This is a genomic window from Lacrimispora sp. 38-1, from assembly GCF_049890855.1.
Classification (GTDB): Bacteria; Bacillota; Clostridia; order Lachnospirales; family Lachnospiraceae; genus Lacrimispora.
This window is the reverse complement of record NZ_JBANEW010000046.1, coordinates 1-22,748: the sequence shown is the minus strand read 5'-3', so window position 1 is coordinate 22,748 and position 22,748 is coordinate 1. Positions and strand designations below refer to the sequence as shown.

At 39.2% G+C, this 22,748-nt stretch carries 26 protein-coding genes and 1 pseudogene; 23 read left to right on the top strand and 4 right to left on the bottom strand.

What is annotated here, in order from left to right; all coding sequences use genetic code 11:
- Positions 1 to 133: 133 nt before the first annotated feature.
- The 3 genes from V7D18_RS10220 to V7D18_RS10210 all read left to right on the top strand — a co-directional run bounded on the left by V7D18_RS10220 (position 134) and on the right by V7D18_RS10210 (position 2,677).
- Positions 134 to 1,477 (top strand): MATE family efflux transporter, encoded by a 1,344-nt coding sequence (locus V7D18_RS10220; protein ID WP_426154013.1) that lies wholly within the window; start codon positions 134 to 136, stop codon positions 1,475 to 1,477.
- A gap of 19 nt (positions 1,478 to 1,496) precedes the next feature.
- The gene (locus tag V7D18_RS10215) at positions 1,497 to 2,321 is read left to right on the top strand and encodes a MerR family transcriptional regulator (RefSeq protein ID WP_426154011.1); all 825 of its coding nucleotides are present in this window, start codon (positions 1,497 to 1,499) and stop codon (positions 2,319 to 2,321) included.
- 101 nt (positions 2,322 to 2,422) lie between these two features.
- Positions 2,423 to 2,677: a hypothetical protein gene (locus tag V7D18_RS10210; protein WP_426154009.1), complete on the top strand. Its 255-nt coding sequence runs from the start codon at positions 2,423 to 2,425 to the stop codon at positions 2,675 to 2,677.
- Positions 2,678 to 2,702: 25 nt separating this feature from the next.
- Here V7D18_RS10210 and V7D18_RS10205 read toward each other — a convergent pair whose 3' ends face one another.
- The gene (locus tag V7D18_RS10205) at positions 2,703 to 3,266 is read right to left on the bottom strand and encodes a GNAT family N-acetyltransferase (RefSeq protein ID WP_426154007.1); all 564 of its coding nucleotides are present in this window, start codon (positions 3,264 to 3,266) and stop codon (positions 2,703 to 2,705) included.
- A gap of 299 nt (positions 3,267 to 3,565) precedes the next feature.
- On the opposite strand from V7D18_RS10205, the gene V7D18_RS10200 reads away from it, so the two are divergent.
- The 8 genes from V7D18_RS10200 (at position 3,566) to V7D18_RS10165 (ending at position 12,679) form a co-directional block, all read left to right on the top strand.
- Positions 3,566 to 4,678 (top strand): ArsR/SmtB family transcription factor, encoded by a 1,113-nt coding sequence (locus V7D18_RS10200; protein ID WP_426154005.1) that lies wholly within the window; start codon positions 3,566 to 3,568, stop codon positions 4,676 to 4,678.
- 1 nt (position 4,679) lies between these two features.
- Entirely contained in the window at positions 4,680 to 6,362 is a 1,683-nt protein-coding gene (locus V7D18_RS10195; protein ID WP_426154003.1) for a M3 family oligoendopeptidase, read from the top strand.
- Positions 6,363 to 6,543: 181 nt separating this feature from the next.
- Positions 6,544 to 8,283 (top strand): peptide ABC transporter substrate-binding protein, encoded by a 1,740-nt coding sequence (locus V7D18_RS10190; protein ID WP_426154001.1) that lies wholly within the window; start codon positions 6,544 to 6,546, stop codon positions 8,281 to 8,283.
- A gap of 87 nt (positions 8,284 to 8,370) precedes the next feature.
- Positions 8,371 to 9,330 carry an ABC transporter permease gene (locus V7D18_RS10185; RefSeq protein WP_426153999.1) on the top strand — a complete coding sequence of 320 codons (960 nt, stop codon included), beginning with the start codon at positions 8,371 to 8,373 and terminating at the stop codon, positions 9,328 to 9,330.
- 17 nt (positions 9,331 to 9,347) lie between these two features.
- Positions 9,348 to 10,265 carry an ABC transporter permease gene (locus V7D18_RS10180; RefSeq protein WP_426153997.1) on the top strand — a complete coding sequence of 306 codons (918 nt, stop codon included), beginning with the start codon at positions 9,348 to 9,350 and terminating at the stop codon, positions 10,263 to 10,265.
- A 12-nt stretch (positions 10,266 to 10,277) separates the two neighbouring features.
- Positions 10,278 to 11,357, top strand: a complete 1,080-nt coding sequence (locus V7D18_RS10175; protein ID WP_426153995.1) for an ABC transporter ATP-binding protein — start codon at positions 10,278 to 10,280, stop codon at positions 11,355 to 11,357.
- On the top strand, positions 11,350 to 12,315 hold the full coding sequence (locus tag V7D18_RS10170; protein WP_426153993.1) for an ABC transporter ATP-binding protein: 966 nt from the start codon (positions 11,350 to 11,352) through the stop codon (positions 12,313 to 12,315). Before V7D18_RS10175 ends, V7D18_RS10170 begins: the two co-directional genes overlap by 8 nt.
- A gap of 10 nt (positions 12,316 to 12,325) precedes the next feature.
- The gene (locus tag V7D18_RS10165) at positions 12,326 to 12,679 is read left to right on the top strand and encodes a hypothetical protein (protein WP_426153991.1); all 354 of its coding nucleotides are present in this window, start codon (positions 12,326 to 12,328) and stop codon (positions 12,677 to 12,679) included.
- A 70-nt stretch (positions 12,680 to 12,749) separates the two neighbouring features.
- Here V7D18_RS10165 and V7D18_RS10160 read toward each other — a convergent pair whose 3' ends face one another.
- On the bottom strand, positions 12,750 to 14,111 hold the full coding sequence (locus V7D18_RS10160) for an MATE family efflux transporter (protein ID WP_426153989.1): 1,362 nt from the start codon (positions 14,109 to 14,111) through the stop codon (positions 12,750 to 12,752).
- Between the two features lie 270 nt (positions 14,112 to 14,381).
- Between V7D18_RS10160 and V7D18_RS10155 the strand changes: the two genes are divergently transcribed.
- The 7 genes from V7D18_RS10155 (at position 14,382) to V7D18_RS10125 (ending at position 18,011) form a co-directional block, all read left to right on the top strand.
- Positions 14,382 to 14,630 carry a type II toxin-antitoxin system prevent-host-death family antitoxin gene (locus V7D18_RS10155; protein ID WP_426153987.1) on the top strand — a complete coding sequence of 83 codons (249 nt, stop codon included), beginning with the start codon at positions 14,382 to 14,384 and terminating at the stop codon, positions 14,628 to 14,630.
- A gap of 3 nt (positions 14,631 to 14,633) precedes the next feature.
- Positions 14,634 to 14,936 (top strand): type II toxin-antitoxin system RelE/ParE family toxin, encoded by a 303-nt coding sequence (locus tag V7D18_RS10150; RefSeq protein ID WP_426153985.1) that lies wholly within the window; start codon positions 14,634 to 14,636, stop codon positions 14,934 to 14,936.
- An 82-nt stretch (positions 14,937 to 15,018) separates the two neighbouring features.
- Positions 15,019 to 15,180, top strand: a complete 162-nt coding sequence (locus V7D18_RS10145; protein WP_426153983.1) for a hypothetical protein — start codon at positions 15,019 to 15,021, stop codon at positions 15,178 to 15,180.
- 8 nt (positions 15,181 to 15,188) lie between these two features.
- A complete protein-coding gene (locus V7D18_RS10140; RefSeq protein WP_426153981.1) occupies positions 15,189 to 15,536 on the top strand; it encodes a type II toxin-antitoxin system RelE/ParE family toxin in 348 nt (115 codons plus the stop codon).
- A 160-nt stretch (positions 15,537 to 15,696) separates the two neighbouring features.
- Entirely contained in the window at positions 15,697 to 16,158 is a 462-nt protein-coding gene (locus tag V7D18_RS10135; protein WP_426153979.1) for a MarR family winged helix-turn-helix transcriptional regulator, read from the top strand.
- A complete protein-coding gene (locus V7D18_RS10130) occupies positions 16,151 to 17,167 on the top strand; it encodes a pirin family protein (protein WP_426153977.1) in 1,017 nt (338 codons plus the stop codon). The genes V7D18_RS10135 and V7D18_RS10130 overlap by 8 nt, the downstream gene beginning before the upstream one ends.
- A gap of 226 nt (positions 17,168 to 17,393) precedes the next feature.
- Positions 17,394 to 18,011 carry a helix-turn-helix domain-containing protein gene (locus V7D18_RS10125; RefSeq protein WP_426153975.1) on the top strand — a complete coding sequence of 206 codons (618 nt, stop codon included), beginning with the start codon at positions 17,394 to 17,396 and terminating at the stop codon, positions 18,009 to 18,011.
- Positions 18,012 to 18,160: 149 nt separating this feature from the next.
- On the opposite strand, the gene V7D18_RS10120 is transcribed toward V7D18_RS10125, so the two are convergent.
- Positions 18,161 to 18,958, bottom strand: coding sequence for an ABC transporter permease (locus V7D18_RS10120; RefSeq protein WP_426153973.1), 798 nt, complete (start codon positions 18,956 to 18,958; stop codon positions 18,161 to 18,163).
- Positions 18,951 to 19,718: an ABC transporter ATP-binding protein gene (locus tag V7D18_RS10115; RefSeq protein ID WP_426153971.1), complete on the bottom strand. Its 768-nt coding sequence runs from the start codon at positions 19,716 to 19,718 to the stop codon at positions 18,951 to 18,953. Before V7D18_RS10115 ends, V7D18_RS10120 begins: the two co-directional genes overlap by 8 nt.
- A gap of 267 nt (positions 19,719 to 19,985) precedes the next feature.
- Between V7D18_RS10115 and rimP the strand changes: the two genes are divergently transcribed.
- The 5 genes and pseudogenes from rimP to V7D18_RS10090 form a co-directional block, all read left to right on the top strand.
- Positions 19,986 to 20,453, top strand: a complete 468-nt coding sequence (gene rimP / locus V7D18_RS10110) for a ribosome maturation factor RimP (protein WP_426153969.1) — start codon at positions 19,986 to 19,988, stop codon at positions 20,451 to 20,453.
- 29 nt (positions 20,454 to 20,482) lie between these two features.
- A complete protein-coding gene (gene nusA, locus V7D18_RS10105) occupies positions 20,483 to 21,628 on the top strand; it encodes a transcription termination factor NusA (RefSeq protein WP_426153967.1) in 1,146 nt (381 codons plus the stop codon).
- 35 nt (positions 21,629 to 21,663) lie between these two features.
- Complete coding sequence (rnpM, locus tag V7D18_RS10100) at positions 21,664 to 21,933, top strand: RNase P modulator RnpM (RefSeq protein ID WP_104435550.1); 270 nt, start codon at positions 21,664 to 21,666, stop codon at positions 21,931 to 21,933.
- Positions 21,926 to 22,255, top strand: a pseudogene (locus V7D18_RS10095) (L7Ae/L30e/S12e/Gadd45 family ribosomal protein); the annotation flags it as partial. The gene rnpM and the pseudogene V7D18_RS10095, both read left to right, overlap by 8 nt.
- A gap of 55 nt (positions 22,256 to 22,310) precedes the next feature.
- Positions 22,311 to 22,748 (top strand): translation initiation factor IF-2 N-terminal domain-containing protein (locus V7D18_RS10090; RefSeq protein ID WP_426153964.1); only part of this gene is annotated, 438 nt, incomplete at its 3' end.

Here is a 22,748-nt window from a genome sequence, read left to right as displayed (position 1 = left end):
AAGCGCGCTTTCTTATAATTTAATAAAAAACGCCGTAGTCAGCTATGGCGTTTTTTTATGTGTATTGACTCTACAACGATTGTAGACATTATGATATACTTATATTAATCAAGTGAAGGATGCGAATTTATTTATGGAAAAGAATTTAACCACAGGCAGTGTATTTAAGACCGTTGCATATTTTTCATTACCGTATTTATTATCTTATTTTCTTCAAACGCTGTACGGGATGGCCGATCTGTTTATAATCGGACAATTTAACGGAGTTGACAGTATAACAGCAGTTTCTATAGCAAGCCAGGTTATGCATATGGTGACGGTTATGATTGTCGGACTGGCAATGGGGGCAACCGTGATGATTGGGCGTTCCGTGGGTGCCGGAGATCGTAAACAGACATCTGCTGCCATCGGGAACACAATTACTCTGTTTATGGCTTTATCAGTTATTATTATGATAGTACTGCTCATGGCAGTAAAACCAATCGCTGCCATTATGTTAACACCTGCCGAAGCTTATTCAGGGACGGTTACATATCTTACAATCTGCATGATTGGTATACCATTTATTACTGGATATAACATTATCAGTTCTATTTTTCGCGGAATGGGTGATTCCAAAAGCCCTATGTGTTTTATCGCAGTAGCCTGTGCGGCTAACATCGTACTGGATTATCTGTTTATCGGTATATTAAAACTTGGAGCAGCCGGTGCGGCACTGGGGACAACATTATCGCAGACGATCAGCGTTATTGTCTCGATGGTCTTTATTAGAAAACGAAAAATGGTAAGTCTTTCTCTGAAGGATTTGAAACCGATAACAGCAGTAATGCGAAATTTACTTAAAGTTGGTATTCCCGTGGCATTACAGGATGGGTTTATTCAGATCGCATTTATCGTAATTACTGTAATTGCAAATAACAGGGGATTAAATGATGCAGCAGCGGTGGGGATTGTGGAAAAAATTATCGGCATTTTATTTCTGGTTCCCTCCTCTATGCTGTCCACCGTTTCTGTGCTTTCCGCACAAAATGCAGGTGCAGGCAAGCATGAACGTGCCCGTCAGACGCTTTGGGTTGGAATATTAACAACGGTTACTTTCGGCGCATTTTCGGCAGTTATGATGCAATTATTGGCTGAACCGGCAATCGGGCTGTTTACAGATAATGCCAAAGTGATTGTGCTTGGCGGGCAGTATATGAGCAGTTATGTCTGGGATTGCATTTTTGCAGGGATTCATTTTTGTTTCAGCGGGTATTTTTGTGCATATGGTTTGTCCGGAATATCGTTTATACACAATTTAGTTTCAATTATCTGTGCACGTATACCGCTTGCATATCTGGCATCAGTTTATTTTGCGGATACACTGTATCCAATGGGAATTGCAGCTCCCGTAGGATCAGTTCTGTCAGTTATTATCTGTGTCAGTGTTTTTATCTGGATGAGTAAGCATCCTGGCAAATTAACCGGTCCCATATGAATGTTGGAGGAGAGAGCAGATGGAAAAAGGCGGGCTTTTTAGAATTGGCGATGTAGCCAAGCTGTTTCATTTAAGTGTAGGTACCCTGCGCCACTACGAGAAGGCGGGACTATTGCAGCCGGAATATACAGACGATGAAACAGGTTACCGCTATTACAGTACACGTCAGTTTGAGTGCCTTAACACAATCCGGTATTTACGTGTACTGGACATGCCATTAGAACAAATTGCAGATTTCTTAAATAACCGTGATATTGATAAAATGCAGATGATGTTACGGCAGCAAAAGGAAGCTGTTATTAACAAGCAAAAAGAATTAAAAATAATTGAGAGGAAGATAGAGCACCGGTTAAGACAGATTGAGGATGCTCTTTCCTCTGAACTTGATATCATTAAGGTGAAGCACATTGCTCCACGGCGGATTGCATGGATTGAGAGTACGTTATCCATAGAATCGTATCTTGATTTAGAATCTTCGATTCGGCGGCTGGAGCAGGATCAGCGGGATACGGTTGTTTTTCTGGGGAAAGTCGGTGTAGGTATAGCAAAGGACAGACTATTAAAGGGGCAATATGACAGATACGATATGGTTTTTCTGCTTTTAGACAAAGAAGATGCTTATTCTGGACCAATCGAGGATTTGCCCGAAGAAACCTGCGTAACGCTGCGGTTTTGCGGAAGCCATATGAACTCTGTCGTACAGTATGAAAAGATGGCGGATTTTATTTCTGAACATAATTATCATATTACGGGATTTTCCAAAGAAATTACGATGATTGATTACGGGATAACTGATGATACAAAAAAGTTTGTGACAGAAATACAAATACCAGTATCTGACTGAAAAATCTTTTTTTTGTATTTTAATTAGGGTATTAGTATAATTTTATTTATATCATACAGATGCTATTGAAATTTTGATCTTATGATCGGAGCTGTAAACATATGGAAATGTCAACAAACATTAATAAGAAACAGAAAGGAGATAGTATGCTTAAGTTAGAAATAAAATTAGACGAAAATAAAATTATTGAGGATCATAGGTATAAGGTTGAAAGCATATACCAGGCTTTGGATGAATCTTTTGCTAAGTTCCACCTTCGTAAGGAAGTAAAACAGGATGGTACCATCTTTTATTACGGCACTGGTCGATCGAATGATTATGGTGCATTTGGCTGTATCATAACCTCCCTTGCATAATGGTAAGGACACATTATAAAGCACTTTATTTTGATTTATGTAAACATTCCCATTCTTTACACAGCATTGAAAAAATATAATCATCATAAAGTTTTCCATCCAATTCATGATGTTCTCTTAAAATAGCATCTTTCTTAAAATTCATCTTTTTCAATAATCCGATTGATTCTGCATTAAAGCTTGCAGTCTGGGCATATATTTTGTTTATCCCGATTATCCCAAATAAGACATCAAAAAGATTCATAAGTGCTTCACTCATATATCCGTTTTTTCTATATCGGGGGATTATATTATATCCTAATTCCATACTGCTGTTTCTGGGATTATAGTCGCTAAATGATACTTTACCAATTAAAGCCCCATCCTCTTTTCTGATTATTGAAAAGATAACAGTATTATCTCTTTGAATCATATTCTTATATAATTCCTCCAACTCATTTTTTTCTCTTTTAATGACTGGCCTGCATGTCATTTTATAAAAATCTTCACTTGTTTCACCTCTGATCAGAATTAACTCTTCTTCAGTGATTTTTTTAATACATAATCTTTTGGTTATAATTGGGACGTTTTCATATATAATATCTTTCATAATTTTATTAATTCCTTTCTCCATATCTGAACTTACATGCCTTGGCGCTGCCAGTCAAATTCCTTTATACCACAAAAAAGCTGGCTTTTACAGCATAATTTCAGAGCATCTGACTATTATAAACGAAATGAATGCATAAATAAACAAAATACTTTCATAAATAAAGTTAATTGTATCATATTTGATGCTTATCTAACATATTCATTGACAACCTTCTAATTGATGCTATAATAAAAAAAATTAGACTTTATTTATGCATCATGTTGATGGACTATACTTTTAAAGCGATGAGGTTGTAAATGAGCATAGAGTGTACGGTAATAAAAGAAATTGATTATTATACAGAAAGCATTGAATTATTGTTTCGAATAGTTAATAAAAATTCATATCAAAATTTAAAAATTGATCTTCTGAAACGCAAAGATGAAGAGAAGCATGCAAAGATTTGCTATCAATTGGATAAATTATTCTTGATTCAGGAAGACATCGAGAAACATACAGATATGAACAATCCTGATATTAAGTTCTATTTTACCAAATTCATATCAGATCATATATGTATGGCAAAAATATTATATCAATGTATGAGACACTCCATATTATCCGGCAGCAAGAATGATATAAAAAGTTATATTGAACAGTCATTTGATTCTATAAAAAATGATAATACCTTAGAACTTTCATTTGATGATGTGGATTTGAAGACTTCCGTTTATGAAAATGGTCAGAAGGTTTCATTTACAGACAGAATCGGCAGCCTGGAATGCGAACCAGCGCAAAAGTGGCAATTATTGGAATTAATAGAGCATTCCGGCAGGCACCTGGATAATCTTTATGAAATCCTTGATCAGACGGTTGCGGCTTTAAAAAAGCATGAAGAAACATTAGTGGAATTAAAAGAAGCAGCGACTGAGTATTGGGTGGAATATTTTGAGCAGCATAATTTTCATAAATTAATGAATAGTTTTTATAACATCAGTGAAGACAGTTATCCCAGTAAACCAACGTTTATACGAACACAAATTATGTGCTGCAACCGTGTCATTTTTTATGGCAATGATGAGAATATGGGAGATTACCATATATTAGATGTGGGAATACTGTTTGACTGTAATTATCAGGTTACAAAAAGACAATTGACAAATCAGGAACTAAGCAATGGATTAAAGCTGTTATCTGATCCCAGTAAATTTGAGATTTTACGGTTTATACGGAACCAAAAAGCATATGGACAGGAAATTGCATCAGAACTGAAGCTTACCACTGCTACGATTTCCCATCATATGAATACGCTTATGAAGATGGGTCTTATTAATATAGAAAAATCAGATAACAGAGTTTATTATCAAATGAACAAGGAAGCTGTCAATTATTTATTAGAAGTTACAAAAAATAAATTATTGGAGGAATGAAATGAAGTTTAAAGAAATGCCATATCAAAGAGTTAATTTAGAAGAAAAAAAGGTTCAGTTTGAAGAACTTATGAAAGAATTCGCATCAGCAGAAAGTGGTGAAGCCCAGTTCGAGGTTCATAAAAAGTATTATAAATTCAAAGATGAAATCGAAACAATGATTACAATTGCAAAAATCAGACATGACATTGATACAACAGATGATTTCTATGAAAAAGAGCAGGCTTATTATGATGAAACAGAGCCTGAACTTCTTGATATGATTGTAAACTATGAACGGCAGATGTATGAATCTCCATATAGAACCTATTTAGAAGAAAAAACAGGAGCTGTAGCATTTAAGAATATTGAGCTGAGTATAAGATCGTTTGATAAAAAGCTGATTCCGCTTAAACAGGAAGAAAATGCCCTGGCAACTGCATACGATAAGCTGATTGCCAGTGCAGAGATTGACTGGGATGGGGAGATACTTAACCTTTCTTTATTAAGAAAATATTTAACCCATAAGGATAAAGAAGTACGGCAGAAAGCATATACAAAATATTGCGCCTTTTTTGAAGCCAACGGTGAGGAACTTGATTCCATCTATGATAAGCTGGTGAAAAACCGTACAAAACAGGCGCAGGAATTAGGTCATGTTAATTTTGTAGAATTAGGTTATGATCGTGTAAAAAGAAATTGCTATGGAAAAGATATGGTAGAAAATTTCAGAAAACAGGTAAAGGAGTATTTTGTACCATTTGCAGAAAAGCTTCATGAAAGAAGAAAAAAGCGGCTGGGACTGGAAATTTTATCCTGTGCAGATGAAGGTGTTTTCTTTGTTGATGGTAATCCGGAGCCAATTGGCACTCCAGAAGAGATCATGGCTGGTGCACGGGACATGTATGGAGAACTTTCCGAAGAAACAAAGGAATTCTTTGATTTTATGACTGAGAATGAATTGTTTGACGTGTTGGGCAGAAAGAAAAAACGGGCGGGGGGATATATGACCTACCTTCCTGTTTATAATTCCCCCTTCATTTTTGCAAATTTTAATGGAACGAGCGGAGATATCAACGTAATTACTCATGAATGCGGTCACGCGTTCCAGGGATTTCTTTCAGGAAAGGATCCGATCAGAGAACATGCTGATATCACTATGGAAACAGCAGAGATTCACTCCATGTCAATGGAATTTTTTACTGAACCATGGATGAATCAATTTTTTGGGGAGCGAACCGATGATTACCTTTCCATGCATTTAGAAGACGCCGCCATATTTATTCCCTATGGATGTATGGTAGATGAATTTCAGCACATGGTATATGAAAATCCTGACATGACACCGGAGGAAAGGCATATTGCCTGGAAGCAGTTAGAAAAGGAATATCGGCCGCATTTGGATTATACGGGATTTCCTTACTTTGAAAAAGGGGGATTCTGGCAAAAACAGCCACACATCTATGACGACCCCTTCTATTATATTGATTACTGTATTGCCCAGATTTGCGCATTCCAGTACAAAATAAGAATGGATGAAGATTATCAGGAGGCCTGGAACAGCTATTTAAAGCTTTGTACTTTATCAGCTGGTGATTTCTTTACAAATATGCTGAAAGAAGCAGGGTTAGACAGCCCGTTTGAAGATGGCTGTGTGAAGAAAATCGTTGAGAAACTGGAGCGATTATATATTAACAGGTCATAAATGTATAGGATACGAGAAGCCGTCAGCTGATCGTTAAATCTATAAAAATTTTTAAGGAGGATCAGGATGAAAAAGAGTAACAGAGATGATTCATTCCCATAAGTGCTTACAAAACAATAAGGCAATATAAAAATTAAAAATTAATCTATTATAAAAATTGAAACGAAAGGGATGGATATTAATGAAATTAAGAAAATTTTTTAGTATGTTAATTGTATCAGGACTGGTTGCATCCAGTTTAGCAGGATGCGGTTCTGCTGGTAAAACTACAGGCGGAGATGCTGCAGGTACTCAGAAAACATCAGAAAATGGGAAAAAAGGACCAAACGGAGAGACACTTGCATCCGAACAGATTGCACATGGCATGCAATTTCATGTAGTTACATTTGATACCGCACAGGTTGGTGATTCTGAGTCAGGTTCGTTTTTCTTAGCAACGTGCGAAGGTTTATTCAGAGAGAATAATGGAGTTCTGGAAAATACAGGCTGTGAAAAATATGAAATTTCTGAAGATGGTCTTACCTATACGTTTCATTTAAGAAAAAACAAATGGTCTGATGGGAAAGAAGTAGTTGCCAGCCAGTATAAAGATGCGGTAGAAAGAGTACTGAACGTGGATTTGGCATGTCCATATGCTTTTTTTGCATTTCCCATTAAAAATGCAGAGAACTATTACAATGGTAAATGTGGTTTTGATGAAGTTGGTGTAGAAGCTGTTGATGATTATACTTTAAAGTTTACGCTGGAAGCACCTGAACCATACTTTATTGATAAATTAGCTTATACAATGTTTGATCCAATCCGTGTAGATAATATTGAAAAATATGGTGATACATATGGTACGGATGCAATGCAGACTTTATCCTGCGGTCCGTATATGGTACAGGAATATACAGCCAGCCAAAGTACTGTTTTAGTAAAAAATCCGGAGTATTGGGATGCAGAAAATGTATTCTTAGATGAAATCGACTTACAGCAGGTAGATGAAACCGCTACCCAGTTCCAGCTATTTGAAGCAGGCCAATTGGATTTTGTAGCAGCTTCCGGTGATTACTTAAAAAAATGGGATCAGGCAGCAAGTGAAGGTAAATGCCAGCTTTATACGGATGGGGATGTTGCTTCACAGTTTTTCGAATTTAATACACAGGAATCATGTCCAAGTGGTTTGATGCAGAATGCAAAAGTAAGAAAGGCAGTCGCTTATACATTAGACAGCCAGACATTTATCGATTCTGTTTATAATAGCAGATATACCGCCGCTTATGGACTTGTAACACCCAATATTAAAGTTGGGGATAAAGAATACCGGACAGAAGTAGCAGAACCAATTAAAGATGAATATAACGAATATGCCAATAATCCGGAAAAATTGCAGGCGTTATTTCATGAAGGATTAAAAGAACTTGGAAAAGATACAGATGATTTAAGTACGATTACGATCCAATTCTTAGGCTATGGCGAATCAACAATAGAAAAAGACATTGAGCAGTATGTAGTACAGCGGATACAGGACAATTTAGGCATTAAGGTAGACCTTAATATTGTTGGTGACTTTGGACTTGCAAATGCAGCTCAGCTTGCTGGTGAGTTTGACATCTGTATGCAGGTATGGGGAGCAGATTATAATGATCCTATGACATTTATTGATATCTTCAGAACCGGCGGAGGCAGCAATTATGGTAAGTATTCAAGTGAAAAATATGATCAGGTCCTGGACCAGTTATCGAAAGAACAGGATAATGACAAACGGTTAAAACTATATGGGGAAGCAGAAAGCATCCTGATCAAAGATGACGCAGCAATCAAACCTCTCCTTTATCGTGATAAACACAGCTATATTAATAATCGTCTTCATGGTTTTCAGTATCCTGTTTTTGGTGGAAAATATGAATTCAAATATGCTTATATTGTGGAGGAATAAATAGATTGAAAGGTCTTACCACATAGCGCATCGGCAGAAGCCTGTGTGTCTGTGTGGTATCCTTTATAGAGTAGGAGAATGATGAATATGGCAAAATACATCGCCCGGAGAGTAATAGAAATGCTCGTTACCCTGTTTTTGATTGTGACAGCTACTTTCTTCTTACTGTCAGCAATTCCTGGAAATGCACTGACTTCAAAGATTGCCAAATTACCGCAAACGGTGCAGACGAAGATTATAGAAAAATACGGGTATGATAAACCGGTCGCAGAGCGTTATGTAATTACCATGAAGGGACTGATTATCAATGGAGACTTTGGAGAATCCATCATCAGACCAGGGGAAACCTTTAACAAAAATTTAAAGGCGAAGCTTCCGGTGACAGTCAGGCTTAGTATTCAGCAGATTTTATTAGGTGTGACCTTAGGTATTTTACTTGGTATTATAGCAGCCATGAAGAGAGGAAGTTTCTGGGATAAGGTCATATTAGTCGGAGCTATGATTTTAGTATCCATGCCTTCGCTGGTTGTATCACTTCTGCTTCAAAAATATTGTGCAAATGGAGAGCTTCTGAAGCTGCCTATTATTGGCTGGCCGAAAGGAAAAGATTTGTGGTTTGGGGGCTGGAAGTTTACGATTCTTCCAACCATAGCAGGTTCCTGCAGTTTTATTGCCTATTATTCAAGACTGACGAAAACCAGTATGCTGGAAAGCATTAATCAGGAATATACCCTTACAGCAAGAGCAAAAGGTCTTTCTGAAATGCAGATAGTAAAAAATCATGTTGTACGAAATTCATTTATTCCGATTATCACCGTACTGCCCACAACTGTGGCAGGTATACTGACGGGTTCTCTGTTCATCGAACGCGTTTTCTCCATTCCGGGAATGGGACGATATTATATAGAAGCTGTTCAGGGAAGAGATATTCCGATTGTCCTGGCAGGAACAACATTTTATGCCATTATTACGGTTATAACAATGTTGATAACAGATATTTTATATGTTATTGTCGATCCCCGAATTAAAATCGGTGCCGGGAAATAACGGAGAGGAGAAGTAGTATGAATTCATTGGCAGATAAAAGATTTGAACTCGCTGACCAGTCTAAGTTTAATGCTGACGAAGTCGTCAGACCCAATATCAGTTACTGGCAGGATGCATGGCGCAGATTAAAGAAAAATAAATTAGCCATGATATCAATGGCCGTACTCATGATTCTTTTTGTTATGTCTGTGATCGGACCTGGCTTAAGCGGTCAGAATTATACAACATTAATGCCGGAAATTAAAAATCTGCCGCCGGGCAGTACCTATTGGCTGGGAACTGATTATTTAGGAAGAGACCTTTTTTCCCGTTTATGGAAAGGCTTAAGATTTTCTATTATTGTTGCTGTTGTCGCTGCAAGCCTTAAGGTGATTATTGGTTGTATTTATGGAGCGGTTATGGCATACCTGGGCGGTTTTGTTGATGACATCATGATGCGTATGGTAGAGGTGTTAAATAGTATTCCCTATCTGATTGTTACTTTAATCATTCTGGTTGTATTAGGAAATGGATATCTCCCTTTATTATTTGCATTATGTATCACCAACTGGACCAGTACAGCCCGCATGGTAAGAGGTCAGATTTTAAAGCTCAGAGAAAGTGAATACATAATGGCATCAGCGGCTTTAGGAGCATCTTCCGCAAGAGTAATTGTGAAACATTTAATTCCCAATACGTTAAGTTTATTAATTCTGGATCTGGCCACATCGATTCCTTATATTATTTTTGATGAAACCGTGCTTTCTTTTTTAGGAGTCGGTCTCCAGCCGCCTGCTTTCAGTTTGGGAACATTACTTTCAGCAGGTCAGGAAGCCATGGCATTTTATCCTGCTCATTTATTATATCCCAGCTTACTTTTATGTTTGCTTGTATTGGCATTTAATATTTTAGGTGACGGTTTAAGGGATGCGCTTGACCCGCAGCTTAGAGACTAGGAGGGAATCATTATGAATCAGGAAACCTTATTAAAAGTTGAGGATTTAAAAGTTTCTTTTCACACCTATGCGGGAGAAGTACAGGCGGTACGAGGCGTTTCCTTTGATGTAAAAGCCGGTGAAGTGTTAGCTATTATTGGTGAATCAGGCTGCGGCAAAAGTGTAACCTCCAGAGCCATTATGTCTCTTGTGAAGGCTCCCCAGGGAGAAATCAAAAAGGGCAGTAAGATTATTTATGAAGGAAAGAACGTAATAGAAATGAGTAAAAAAGAGCAAAGAGCCTTTCGGGGCGGTGAATGCTCCATGATTTTTCAGGATGCCATGGTTTCTTTAAATCCAACCATGAAAATCGGAAAACAGATCGTAGAAAATATAGTCCAGCATAGACAGATCAGCAGAAAAGAAGCAAGACAGGAGGCCATAAAATTATTAGAAGCAGTGGGGATTCCCAATCCGGAAAAGAGGATTGACCAGTATCCATTTGAATTTTCTGGCGGTATGAGGCAGAGGGCAATGATAGCAATAGCGATTGCCTGTGATCCTAAGATCCTGATTGCGGATGAGCCGACTACGGCTCTTGATGTAACGATTCAGGCACAGATTATGGAGCTTATAAAAAGCCTGAAAGAGAAACTGAATACTGCTGTTATCTTAATTACTCATGATTTTGGTGTTGTAGCAGGTTCTGCGAATAAAGTTGCTGTTATGTATGCAGGACAGGTTGTTGAAAGCGGATCAAGAGAAGAGATTTTCTATCATCCACAGCACCCGTACACGTTAGCGCTGCTTGGCAGTGTACCCAAATTAGAGTGGAAAAACAAGCAGCTTTTGCAGACCATTAAAGGGACTCCGCCTGATCTTATTTCCCCTCCAAAAGGCTGTGCTTTTGCCAAACGCTGTAATTATTGTATGAATGTCTGCCTGGAAGAAATGCCTGAGGTAACTGATTTTGAGACTGGTCATTATACGCGCTGCTGGCTGCATCACAAGGAAGTACCAGCATCTGTTAAAAAAATGTTCCTTGATGACAGAACGATAATAACTGTAAATGAAACTGGTTTTGAAGCAGCTGAGGGTGAAAAAAATGAGTAGTCAGGATATTTTAGAAGTAAAACATTTAAAGAAATATTTTAATGTTGGAAAACATGAGCTTTTAAAAGCGGTTGATGATGTTTCCTTCCGCATTAAAGAAGGTGAAACCTTAGGCCTTGTAGGTGAATCGGGCTGTGGAAAGACAACCTGCGGCCGTACGGTTGTTGGAATGTACCGTGCAACGGATGGGGAAGTATACTATAAGGGACAGAATGTACATAAATTAAAAGGAAAAGAAAAAAAGGCTTTTAACAAAGACGTCCAAATCATTTTTCAGGACCCTTATGCTTCTTTAGATCCCCGAATGACAGTAGCAGAGATTATTGGTGAAGGGATTGAAATTCATGGTCTTGCCAAAACAAAGCAGGAAAAAGATGAAAAGATTGCTCATCTGCTGGAATTAGTTGGTCTGAATAAAGAACATGCCAACCGTTTTATCCACGAATTTTCAGGCGGACAGAGGCAGAGGATCGGGATTGCCAGAGCACTTGCAGTTGAACCTAAATTTATTATGTGTGATGAGCCTATTTCAGCATTAGATGTATCGATACAGGCGCAGATTGCTAATATGCTTATTCAATTTCAACAGGAAATGAAACTGACTTATTTATTTATTGCCCATGATTTAGCGATGGTCAAACATATATCTGACCGTATTGCAGTGATGTATCTGGGGTCTATTGTGGAGCTTGCAGAATCGGAAACTCTTTACCGCCATCCATTTCATCCTTATACGGAGGCGTTAATGTCAGCTATTCCCATTGCTGACCCTAAAGTTGAAGATTCCAGGCAGAGAATTATGTTAGAAGGTGATGTTCCAAGTCCCATTAACACGCCGCCAGGGTGCAAGTTCCAGGGCAGATGCCGGAAAGTAACCGATCAGTGCAGATGTGAAGTCCCCGGATTAACAGAAGTGGAAGAGGGGCATTATGTTGCCTGCCACTTATATAATAAATAGGTTGAATATTATGGAACGTTTAAAGGCTGCCGGAGTGGATTTTTATAAATGTCTGAAGTACAGTAGTATTGTAAGCATTATATTAGTGTTGGTTAGTGGTGTGTGCAGTTTTATTATATCAGGAGGAAGTCTGATCACTGTTCTGGAAAACATAAAAGCAGTTTTATTCGCATCCGGAAGCATAGGACTTATGATAGCTGCTGTATCTATCTTAAAAAGAGACAGGGAAAAAGAAAAAGACTGGTACGAGTGGAAAAAGAGATTTAAAATATTTTCATACAGGGTAACAATCGGTATTATGAGTATTATTATTTTGTTATATGGATGCATAATAGATGAGATTTTATTTATGTTAAACCATTAGTCACCGGAATTGGAAAAAGGAGCTTTTGCGGCATGTTGGATATGCGGCAGAAGCTCCTTTTATCAGATTGTCAGTAGTTTATGTCGGAAATCCATTTTACCCTCAAAATCAGGATGGTGGTAATGAGGGCAGCCATGTAATTGGAAAACAGGTTTCCCCAGAACACGGAATAAAAGCTGAGAAAGTGTTCGGTTGCCAATATAAATATGTATCGCAGAAGCCATACCCGCAGCAGGCTGATGAAGAGAGTAATCCGCGTTTTTCCAAGACCGATAAAGGCTCCCTGCTGAACCATACAGATACCAAAGCCGATTACGGAATAAGTATAAATATGAAGCGCCTGGTTTGCCACGGCGAGGACGGAAGCATCCCTGGTAAACAGCACCGTAAGTTTTGATGACAGAGGTACCACCAGAGCGATTAAAAGCGCAGCAGTAATGGCACTTATGATACAACCATCCAGACAGGCTTTTTTTGCCTTCTCAGGCTGTTTCGCTCCGATATTCATGCTGACCATGGTGGTGACTGCGGAACCGAAGGATGAGGGCAGTATAAAGCATATGGATGTAATGTTATTGGCAATTCCCTGCCCGTTTAAAACAACAGCCCCGTATTTTTCCACTTCATTGTTGATCAGGAAGAAGCCTAAGTTGAGCATCAGGCTGGAAAGCATGGCAGGAAAACCGATTCGCAGTAAGGTGTGAATGATGGTCCAGTCAAAGCGAAAGCCGGTCAGAACAAAGCGCTCTCCCGTTTTTTTAATGAATAATTCAAAATACATCCATCCCGTAATTAAAAAGTTCGATGCAAGGGAGGCCATAACAGAGCCAACAAGACCCCAGCGGAATACTGCAATAAAGACGGCATTGAATAAAATTTTTAAAATCAGCATGATCACCATCCGGACAAACGTATCCTCTGGCTTGCCGTTGGCATTCTTTATGGAATTATAAATAGATTCCATAAAGGAAAAGGGTGTCACACAGGCGTTCAATGCAAGATAGAGAAAAACGTTGTGGGAAATATCTTTATTTACATGGGCGGAAATGGGAAAGGCAAGGGCAATCAGTATCGGTGCAAGGAGAAAACCCAATAAAAAAGTAAAAACGATGATCTGAGTGGATATCTTCCGGCTGTTCTTAAAATCCCCGTTTCCGTTGGACTGGCCGATAATGGCCATTCCAGCTACACTTATTCCCTGTGCCAGGGCAGAGACCATGTTTACAATGGGGGTGCAGTAGGTGACGGCGCTTGCCGCACTGGTTCCTACAAGGTTGTTAAGAAACAAGCCATCGATGACCGGTATAGCGGATTGGATGAGACCCATCATAAGGGTGGGAACGGAAAGAAATAATATGGTTGCAAAGACGGAGCCGTTAAGAATTAAATCACGCCGCTGCTCGGTGCTTTGCTTTAAAAAGTTTGACTTCATGTCGGTTCACCTGATTTAGTAGATTTGCGGTAGAGTTTTTGGTCAGTACCGTACAAATTAAAAATATACTCTTGAGGAAATGGAAAGTCAAACTAAAACTTATTCTTTTTTTCTAATAAAGAAATTTCCTGATGTATTCCATCTTAAAGAGCCGTGAGTACGAAATAATATAAATGATATAGTGCTGTAAAATTTTAAGTTGAATTTTACAGCGCTTTAACGTATAATAAAATATAAACGAAAATATTATTTAAAGAAGGAGTTGATGATATGTCCAGCATTTTACCAGTATCTGATTTGAGGAATTATAACGAAGTGTTAAAAAATTGCCGTGTTGGGGAACCAGTCTTTTTAACAAAGAATGGAAGAGGAAGATTCGTGGTTCTTGATATTGAAGATTACGAAAGAGACCGGGCTGAAAAAAAATTATTAGCTAAATTACAGGAAGCTGAAGAAGCAGTTGCAGATGGAACTGGCTGGATGAGTCTTGATGAATTGAAGACTGCTGTGGAGGAATAACAATTGATGAAATTACGGATTAATCCTCGCGTGGCAGATGATTTGAAGGAAATCCAGGATCATATAGCTGAGGACAATGAAGAAGCAGCAGAAAAAACTGTTTATGAAATTTACAAAAGCCTTGAAAATATTCAGCAGTTTCCAAACATTGGAGCCAGTCTGTCGAAGCGGGTAAGCTTCAAAACAGATTACAAATATCTGATGCATGAAAACTATATTGTATTGTACCGGATAAGACAGGATTTCGTGGAAATCTATCGTGTGATTGACAGGTATCAGGATATTACGGGCATCTTATTTCAGTAAAGAACATGGGGGTTGGCTTGTTTTTAATGATGGATTAAAGTATAATTAATATTAAATTAAAACGTGAGAGGAGGCAAATATAATGGCAAAATCAAATCTGGTTCAAGTGTCTGAAAAGATAAATTACACAGAAGCTGAAGCAATACAGGCATTAAGATCAGAGCTGGAAAAAGGAGTTGAAAGTATGGAGCGTGGTTCCCTGTATACAATTGAAGAAGCATGGGAAGAAATTGACGCGATTTAGGAGAATGTATGGAAAATTCAACAAATTATAAAGTATGCCTGACATCTGATGCAAGAAATGATATTGTAGAGATAAAAAGGTATATTTTGAACACATTTAGATATCGAGAGACAGCAGAAGCGTTTTCAAAAAATATCAAATATGTGATATCAAAATTAAGCCCTTTTTCAAAAGCCTATGCTAAAACAGGACTGTTGATTCAAGGGCTTGAAGTATATTATAAGCCGCACAGTTCTTATCTCCTGTTTTTTGTAGTAAAAGAAAACAAGGTTATTGTAATACGAATTCTGAAAGACAGGCTGCATTGGCAGTCTATTATAAACAGAATAATATCTTTTGATCAGATAATCTATTAATTCATATAAATACATAATCATATCGATTCATATTTCCAACTAAAAGTTAAAGTTCCAGTGATTCGATTTTATCAGGTGGCTTGTGAAAATCCAAGATATATATATTCCTATGTTTTAAAATAGTCTGGACAATATCACTAATTAGTGATATATTAAAACTATGAAAAAGAACACGATATCTTATGGAAAAGAAAATGATACCAATTTAAAAGCATTCATTGGACTTAGCAGAACAACCCAGGCACTTCACAGAAGAGCGGGTGCCATCTTTAGCCAAGGGGGTCTTACATCAGCACAATTTGCTGTGCTGGAGGCCTTGTACCACAAAGGCGATTTAACAATTAACGAGATCATTGACAGTATTCTTTCTACCTCCGGTAATATGACGGTGGTAATTAACAACTTAGAAAAAGATGCCATGATAGAAAGACATCCCAATCCAAATGATAAAAGGTCCTGTATCATTGCAATCACGCAAAAAGGGAGAGATAAAATCGAAGAGATCTTCCCAAGGCATGTGGAAGATTTAGCAGAGAGTTTTACCGGACTGAATGAAGAGGAAAAGGAAATGCTGGTGCATCTGTTGAAAAAAATAAACAAAAGGAGTGAATCAAATGAGTAAAAAGATAAAGGCAATTGAAAAAATAGGATTTCAATGGGGAATGGACAGCCCGTTTCTGGCATGCATGCATCATAAAGATCAATTCCCGGCAGGGAATGAGGTACAGGGACCTGCGGTTTCTTTAGCCGGAAGAAATATGGGAAATGATTTTTCCGGGAAAGACGGCTTTAGTATGTATCATGGAGAAAAAGTTCCTGGATTTCCGGTTCATCCTCATCGTGGTTTTGAGACTGTTACCGTTGTACTGGAAGGGATTGTTGACCACTTTGATTCCAAGGGAGCGGAAGGACGTTATGGAAACGGAGATGTCCAGTGGCTGACAACCGGAGCAGGCTGCCAGCATGTAGAGATGTTCCCGCTGGTTCATCAGGATCAGAAAAATCCTTTGGAATTATTTCAAATCTGGCTGAATTTACCGGCAAAGAGTAAATTCACAGAACCGGATTACAAGATGCTCTGGGCAGAAGAAATTCCAGTGATCAGGCATACAAATGAAAAGGGTAAGACAGCAGCCATCCGATTAATTGCCGGAAAATATGGAGACAAAAAGAGCCTGGAGCCAACGAAAAATTCATGGGCAGCAAAGAAAGAAAATCATGTGGGAATCCAGCTTGTCATACTGGAGCCTGAGGCAGAGTTTCATATCGCTCCAGGTTCTAAGACCTTAAACCGGAACCTGTATTTTTATAAGGGAGGCAGTCACATTACCATAGATGGTAAAAACATTGACCCCTCTTCCCGGATCAAACTTTCCGGAGAAGATCCGGTTACGGTGGTTAATGGAGATACAACCAGTTATATTTTACTCCTGGAAGGAGAACCGATTAACGAGCCGGTTGCGCAATTTGGTCCCTTTGTAATGAATTCCGAACAGGAAATAAGAAAGGCATATGAGGATTATCAGAAGACCGGGTTTGGAGGCTGGCCATGGCCAGATGATGAACCGGTACATGAACGGGAAATGGGAAGATTCGCCCGTTACCCGGATGGAAGTGTGGTAAAAAAATAATTACAGCAGGCAGAATAAGTCTGGTATAAGCGTCAGCTTCGCAAAATAGCCGGATAGATAAAAGTTAAAACCTTATTCTCATTTTTAACAAGGAAATCCTTTGATAGACTAGATTTCTTGGCAACCACTGGTTGCGTGAAAGAACTTTATAGTTAATGGCTATTCTAAATTGTCTCTGCTAGAATGGAAATATTAAAACTATTATTTAGTTAAAAAGGGAGTCTTTATGAAATTATCTGAGAAAATACAATATTTACGAAAAGAGAACGGCTTTACACAAGAACAATTAGCAGAGAAATGCAATGTAAGCAGACAGGCAATTACTAAGTGGGAATCAGATATTGCCATACCGGAAACAGGAAAAATAATTTTTTTAAGCAGATTATTTAAGGTTTCCATTGATGAATTGTTAAAAGATGAATTTGATATTGATGGAGTAAAAGAAGTTTCGTGCTGTGGAAAGAGTTTGGAAATAAATGATAAGAGTGGATTATATGAGGGAGTTTTAATAAAGGAAAGTATTACCGACGAAAACGTTCTTGATCTATTGGAAATAAAAAAAGTAGAGATATGGAAGACCGGAGGAAAAACAAAATATTGGACTGTATTGTTTTTTCTTACAAAACACAGTGATTTTCCCGAAGAAATTTCAAAAGTGATGAAAACAGGTGATACAACAAACGAAAACTGGTTTGTAGATTTCAAGTCTGATGATATTAAGTATATCGTTTTCAAGAACTTAATATTGAAATACAGCATTGGAAATCAGGAAGAAAAACGGTTAGTATGTGAACGCTGTAGGGAATTAGGAATTCCAGATAATCAAATGCAGTGGTCTGAATAAAAACATGTAACATAGCATTGATATTCCTGTGATTACAGCCAGATCCAAAGTTCAGTCCTTCTGGTGTAATAATTAATAAATAATTTTAGGAGTTTTTATCATATAGAGATTTCCCATTTGATAAAAACTCCTTTTTTACAACTTTACAATTAGAAACGAATCTTCTTCTCCAGCAACGCAATCCCCTGATACAAAATCGCCGAAACAATACAAAGGATCACAATGCTCATCACCACCAGGTCCATTTTAAACACCTGGCTTCCATAAATAATCAGATATCCCAGCCCCTTATTGGCCGCCAGAAACTCTCCAATAATCACCCCAACCAGACAAAGTCCGATGTTCACCTTCATATTACTGATGATCAGCGGTACCGATCCCGGAAGCAGCACTTTTAACAGCACATCCTTTTTATTCCCCCCCAGCGAATAAATCAGCTTGATTTTATCAGGATCTGTCTGTGAAAATCCGGTATGGAGTGTCATAATGCACCCAAATACAGCCACAGAGATAGAAGCTACGATAATCGTCTTGATGTTATTACCCAGCCATACAATTAAAATAGGGGCAAGAGCAGATTTGGGCAGACTGTTTAACATGACCAGATACGGCTCCAGAACTTCCGATATGCTGCGGCTTGACCAGAGGAGAACGGCAATCAGGAAGCCGCACAGGACCACCAGTACAAAGCTGACCAGTGTTTCCATGACGGTGACCCCTATGTGCATGAAGATGCTTTTATCCTTTACCATTTCAAGAAAGCAGATGGTAACTCTGGAAGGAGAGCTGAAAATAAAGTCGTTGATGATGCCCAGTCTGGCACATAATTCCCAGACGGAGAGCAGAAGGACCAGCAGCATAAAGCGCCAGACTCTTACGTTCCGGCGGTGTATTTTCTCTTTCTCAATAAATGCCTGCTGGGCTAAGGTTGGATGTGTCTCAATCATGATTTTGCAGCTCCTTCCATACCTGATTAAAATAAACGGAGAATTCCGGCATATTTCTGCGGTCCAGAGGCCGGATGTCCTGGCTGCCGAAGGAGATGGGAACAACAGCCTTGATTCTGCCAGGTCTCTTTGTCAGGACAATCACCCTGTCCGCCACACTGATGGCTTCAGAGAGGTCATGGGTAATCAGGATAGCGGTTTTATGAGTGCTTTTTATAATAGAACTGATATCATCACACACAGAAAGTCTGGTCTGATAGTCCAAAGCGGAGAATGGTTCATCTAATAAAAGAAGGTCCGGTTCCAGTGCCAGGGTGCGGACCAGAGCAGCACGCTGGCGCATACCGCCGGACAATTCGGACGGTCTTGCATTTTCAAAACTGCCAAGACCGTAAGTATGAAGCATGTTATGAAGCTTTTCTCTGGAGCTGCTGTTTCGTTTTTTCTGAATTTCCAGTCCAAGCTCAGCATTTCCCATTATGGTGCGCCATTCAAAGAGATGGTCACGCTGCAGCATATAACCTATATTAACAACCGATTCGGCTTTTGGCACGCCGTCGATTAAGATCTCCCCCTCATCGGGAATCAGCAGTCCGCATAAAAGCGATAACAGGGTTGATTTCCCGCAGCCGGAGGGACCGACCACAGCAAGGAATTCCCCGTTGTCAGCAGTAAAGGATATATTGGAAAGGGCCAGTGTCTCACCCTCAAGGGAATGATAGGAGTAACTGAGCCCGCGAACTTCCAGTTTTGGTTTCATGGGTCCTCCTTATTTGACAGAATTAACTCTGATATAGTGTTATAATATGTACAAAAAAAAGGAGTGTGAAGAAAACTTTGTCCTATCATGGTATAGAAACAATTTAAGAAATTCAAATAATAGATGGAAATATCAGAAAAAATGAGAAAAAAGCCTTGCAATGCCAGGAAAAGGGTGTTATACTATTCAAGATAACAAGCATGTTTGACTGATAGAGAGTGGGCGCAAGTCCACTCTTTCCATTTTGTTTGGAAAGGTGGGAAGAAAATGGCTAAAAGAGAAGAGTATGAGGCAAAGACAGAGAGCTTTTTAATGCCCCTTATGAAGGAGAACGATTTTGAACTGGTTGACGTGGAATATGTAAAAGAAGCGGGAAACTGGTATTTACGGGCTTATATTGATAAAAAAGGCGGAATTACAGTTGATGACTGTGAAATTATAAGCAGAAAGCTGGGAGACTGGCTGGATGAAAAGGATTTTATTGCAGACAGCTACATTCTGGAGGTCAGTTCCCCGGGACTTGGCAGACCCTTAAAAAAAGATAAGGATTTTGACAGAAGCATCGGAGAAGATGTGGACATTAAGCTGTATAAGCCTTTGAACAAACAAAAGGATTTTACTGGCACGCTGCTATCCTATGACAGGGATACTGTAACCATTGCCCAGGAAGATGGATCAGAGCTTACGCTCAACCGACCGGAGATCGCACTCATCCGGCTGGCATTTGATTTCTAAACAGTAAGAGATATTAGGAGGATAAAAAAATGAATAAGGAACTGTTAGAAGCACTGAATATTCTGGAAAAGGAGAACAGTATCAGCAAGGAGACCCTGTTGGAAGCGATTGAGAATTCTCTCCTTACTGCGTGCAAGAACCACTTTGGAAAAGCGGATAATATTAAAGTCAGCATCAACCGCGATACCTGTGATTTTAACGTTTCCGCAGAAAAAGAAGTGGTGGAGACAGTTGAAGATCCTCTGCTGCAGATCAGCCTGGCAGAGGCAAAGATGACAGATCCCAAATACGATATCGGAGATGTGATTCATTGTCCTATAGACTCGAAAAAGTTCGGAAGAATTGCTACACAGAATGCTAAGAACGTGATTCTTCAGAAGATTCGTGAGGAAGGCAGAAAATCACTGTTTAATGACTGGTACTGTCAGGAACGGGAAGTCGTTACTGGTATTGTACAGAGATATCTGGGAAGAAACGTCAGCATCAACTTAGGCAAGGTAGACGCCATTTTAAATGAAACGGAGATGGTAAAGGGAGAAGTATTCAAGGCTACCGAACGAATCAAGGTTTTTGTTCTGGAAGTGAAGGATACCCCCAAAGGACCGAGAATTTCCGTATCAAGAACACACCCGGACCTGGTAAAACGCCTGTTTGAGTCTGAAGTAACGGAAGTTAAGGACGGAACAGTAGAGATTAAGGCAATCGCAAGAGAAGCTGGTTCCAGAACCAAGATCGCCGTAAAATCCAACGATACCAATGTTGATCCGGTAGGTGCATGTGTTGGTTTAAACGGAGCCAGAGTAAATTCCATCGTCAATGAGTTAAGGGGAGAAAAAATCGATATTATTAACTGGGATGACAATCCAGCTTACTTAATTGAGAATGCACTCAGTCCGGCAAAGGTAATCTGCGTTGTGGCTGATGAAGTATCCAAAGAGGCTCAGGTAATTGTACCGGATTACCAGCTGTCACTGGCAATTGGCAAGGAAGGCCAGAATGCAAGACTTGCAGCAAGACTTACCGGTTACAAGATTGATATCAAGAGTGAAACACAGGCAAGAGAGCTTGGTCTCTTTGAAGAACTTGGTCTTGAGTATCAGGACAGCGCAAACAGCAGCAGTGACTATGAGGAAGAGTTTGAAAACGAATATCAGGAAGAAGATACCGAAAAGTAGCTATCAGGAATAATAATGTAGGATGTGATGGAGACGTGAGTACAAAAAAGGTACCGCTCAGACAGTGTATCGGCTGCGGTGAGATGAAAAATAAAAAAGAGATGATACGTGTTTTAAAAACTTCGGAAGACAGCTTTGTTCTTGATGGAACCGGGCGTAAGAATGGACGGGGAGCTTATTTATGTCCTTCCATGGAATGCTTCAAAAAAGCAGTAAAAAGTAAGGGGCTGGAGCGTTCCTTTAAAATGTCGATTCCAAAAGAAGTTTACGAAGCGTTGGAAAGGGAGATGGAGCAGTTTGGATAACAGACAGAAAATTCTGAATCTGATCGGGCTTGCAACAAAAGCCGGAAAGATTTCAAGCGGAGAGTTCATGACTGAGAAATCCGTTAAGGCAGGAAAAGCATCGTTAGTGATCGTTTCTGAGGAAGCCTCAGACAATACAAGGAAGATGTTTACCAATACGTGTACTTACTATAAGGTACCAATTTATTTCTTTGCAGGAAAGGAAGAACTGGGTCACGCTATGGGTAAGGAGATGAGGACGTCTCTTGCTGTCGTGGATAATGGGTTTGCAAAGGCAATCGGGAAACTAATGAATACGAATGCAGGTAGTCAGTGTGAGAATGATCCTTCACATCTACCGGTATGTGCTGATGAATGTGCACAGAATGGAGGAAAGCATGAGAGTTTATGATCTGGCAAAAGAACTGGGAAAAGACACGAGTAAGGAGATACTGGACATATTGGAAAAACATAATATAAATTTAAAAAGCTCTTCAAACATCACCGATGAACAGGCATCAATTGTAAAAAAGGAAGTGACAGGCAGCAGGGGAACTTCACCTGCACGTCCTGAGGCAGCAAACAGTGATGATTCTGAAGCACCAAAGAAAAAAATTGCGGCTGTATTCAGACCGCAGAATGCACAGATGAAGCCACAGGGACAGGGAACATCAAGACCTGCCCAGAAACCTGCCCAGAACACGGGACAGAGAGATGACATGCAAAGAACCCGTCAGGGGAATGAGCATACATCAGAAGGTGCAGTGAGAGAGCACAGTGCAGGAAACCGTGAAGACAGACCGCAGGGCAGCTATCAGGGAAACCGTGAGGAAAGA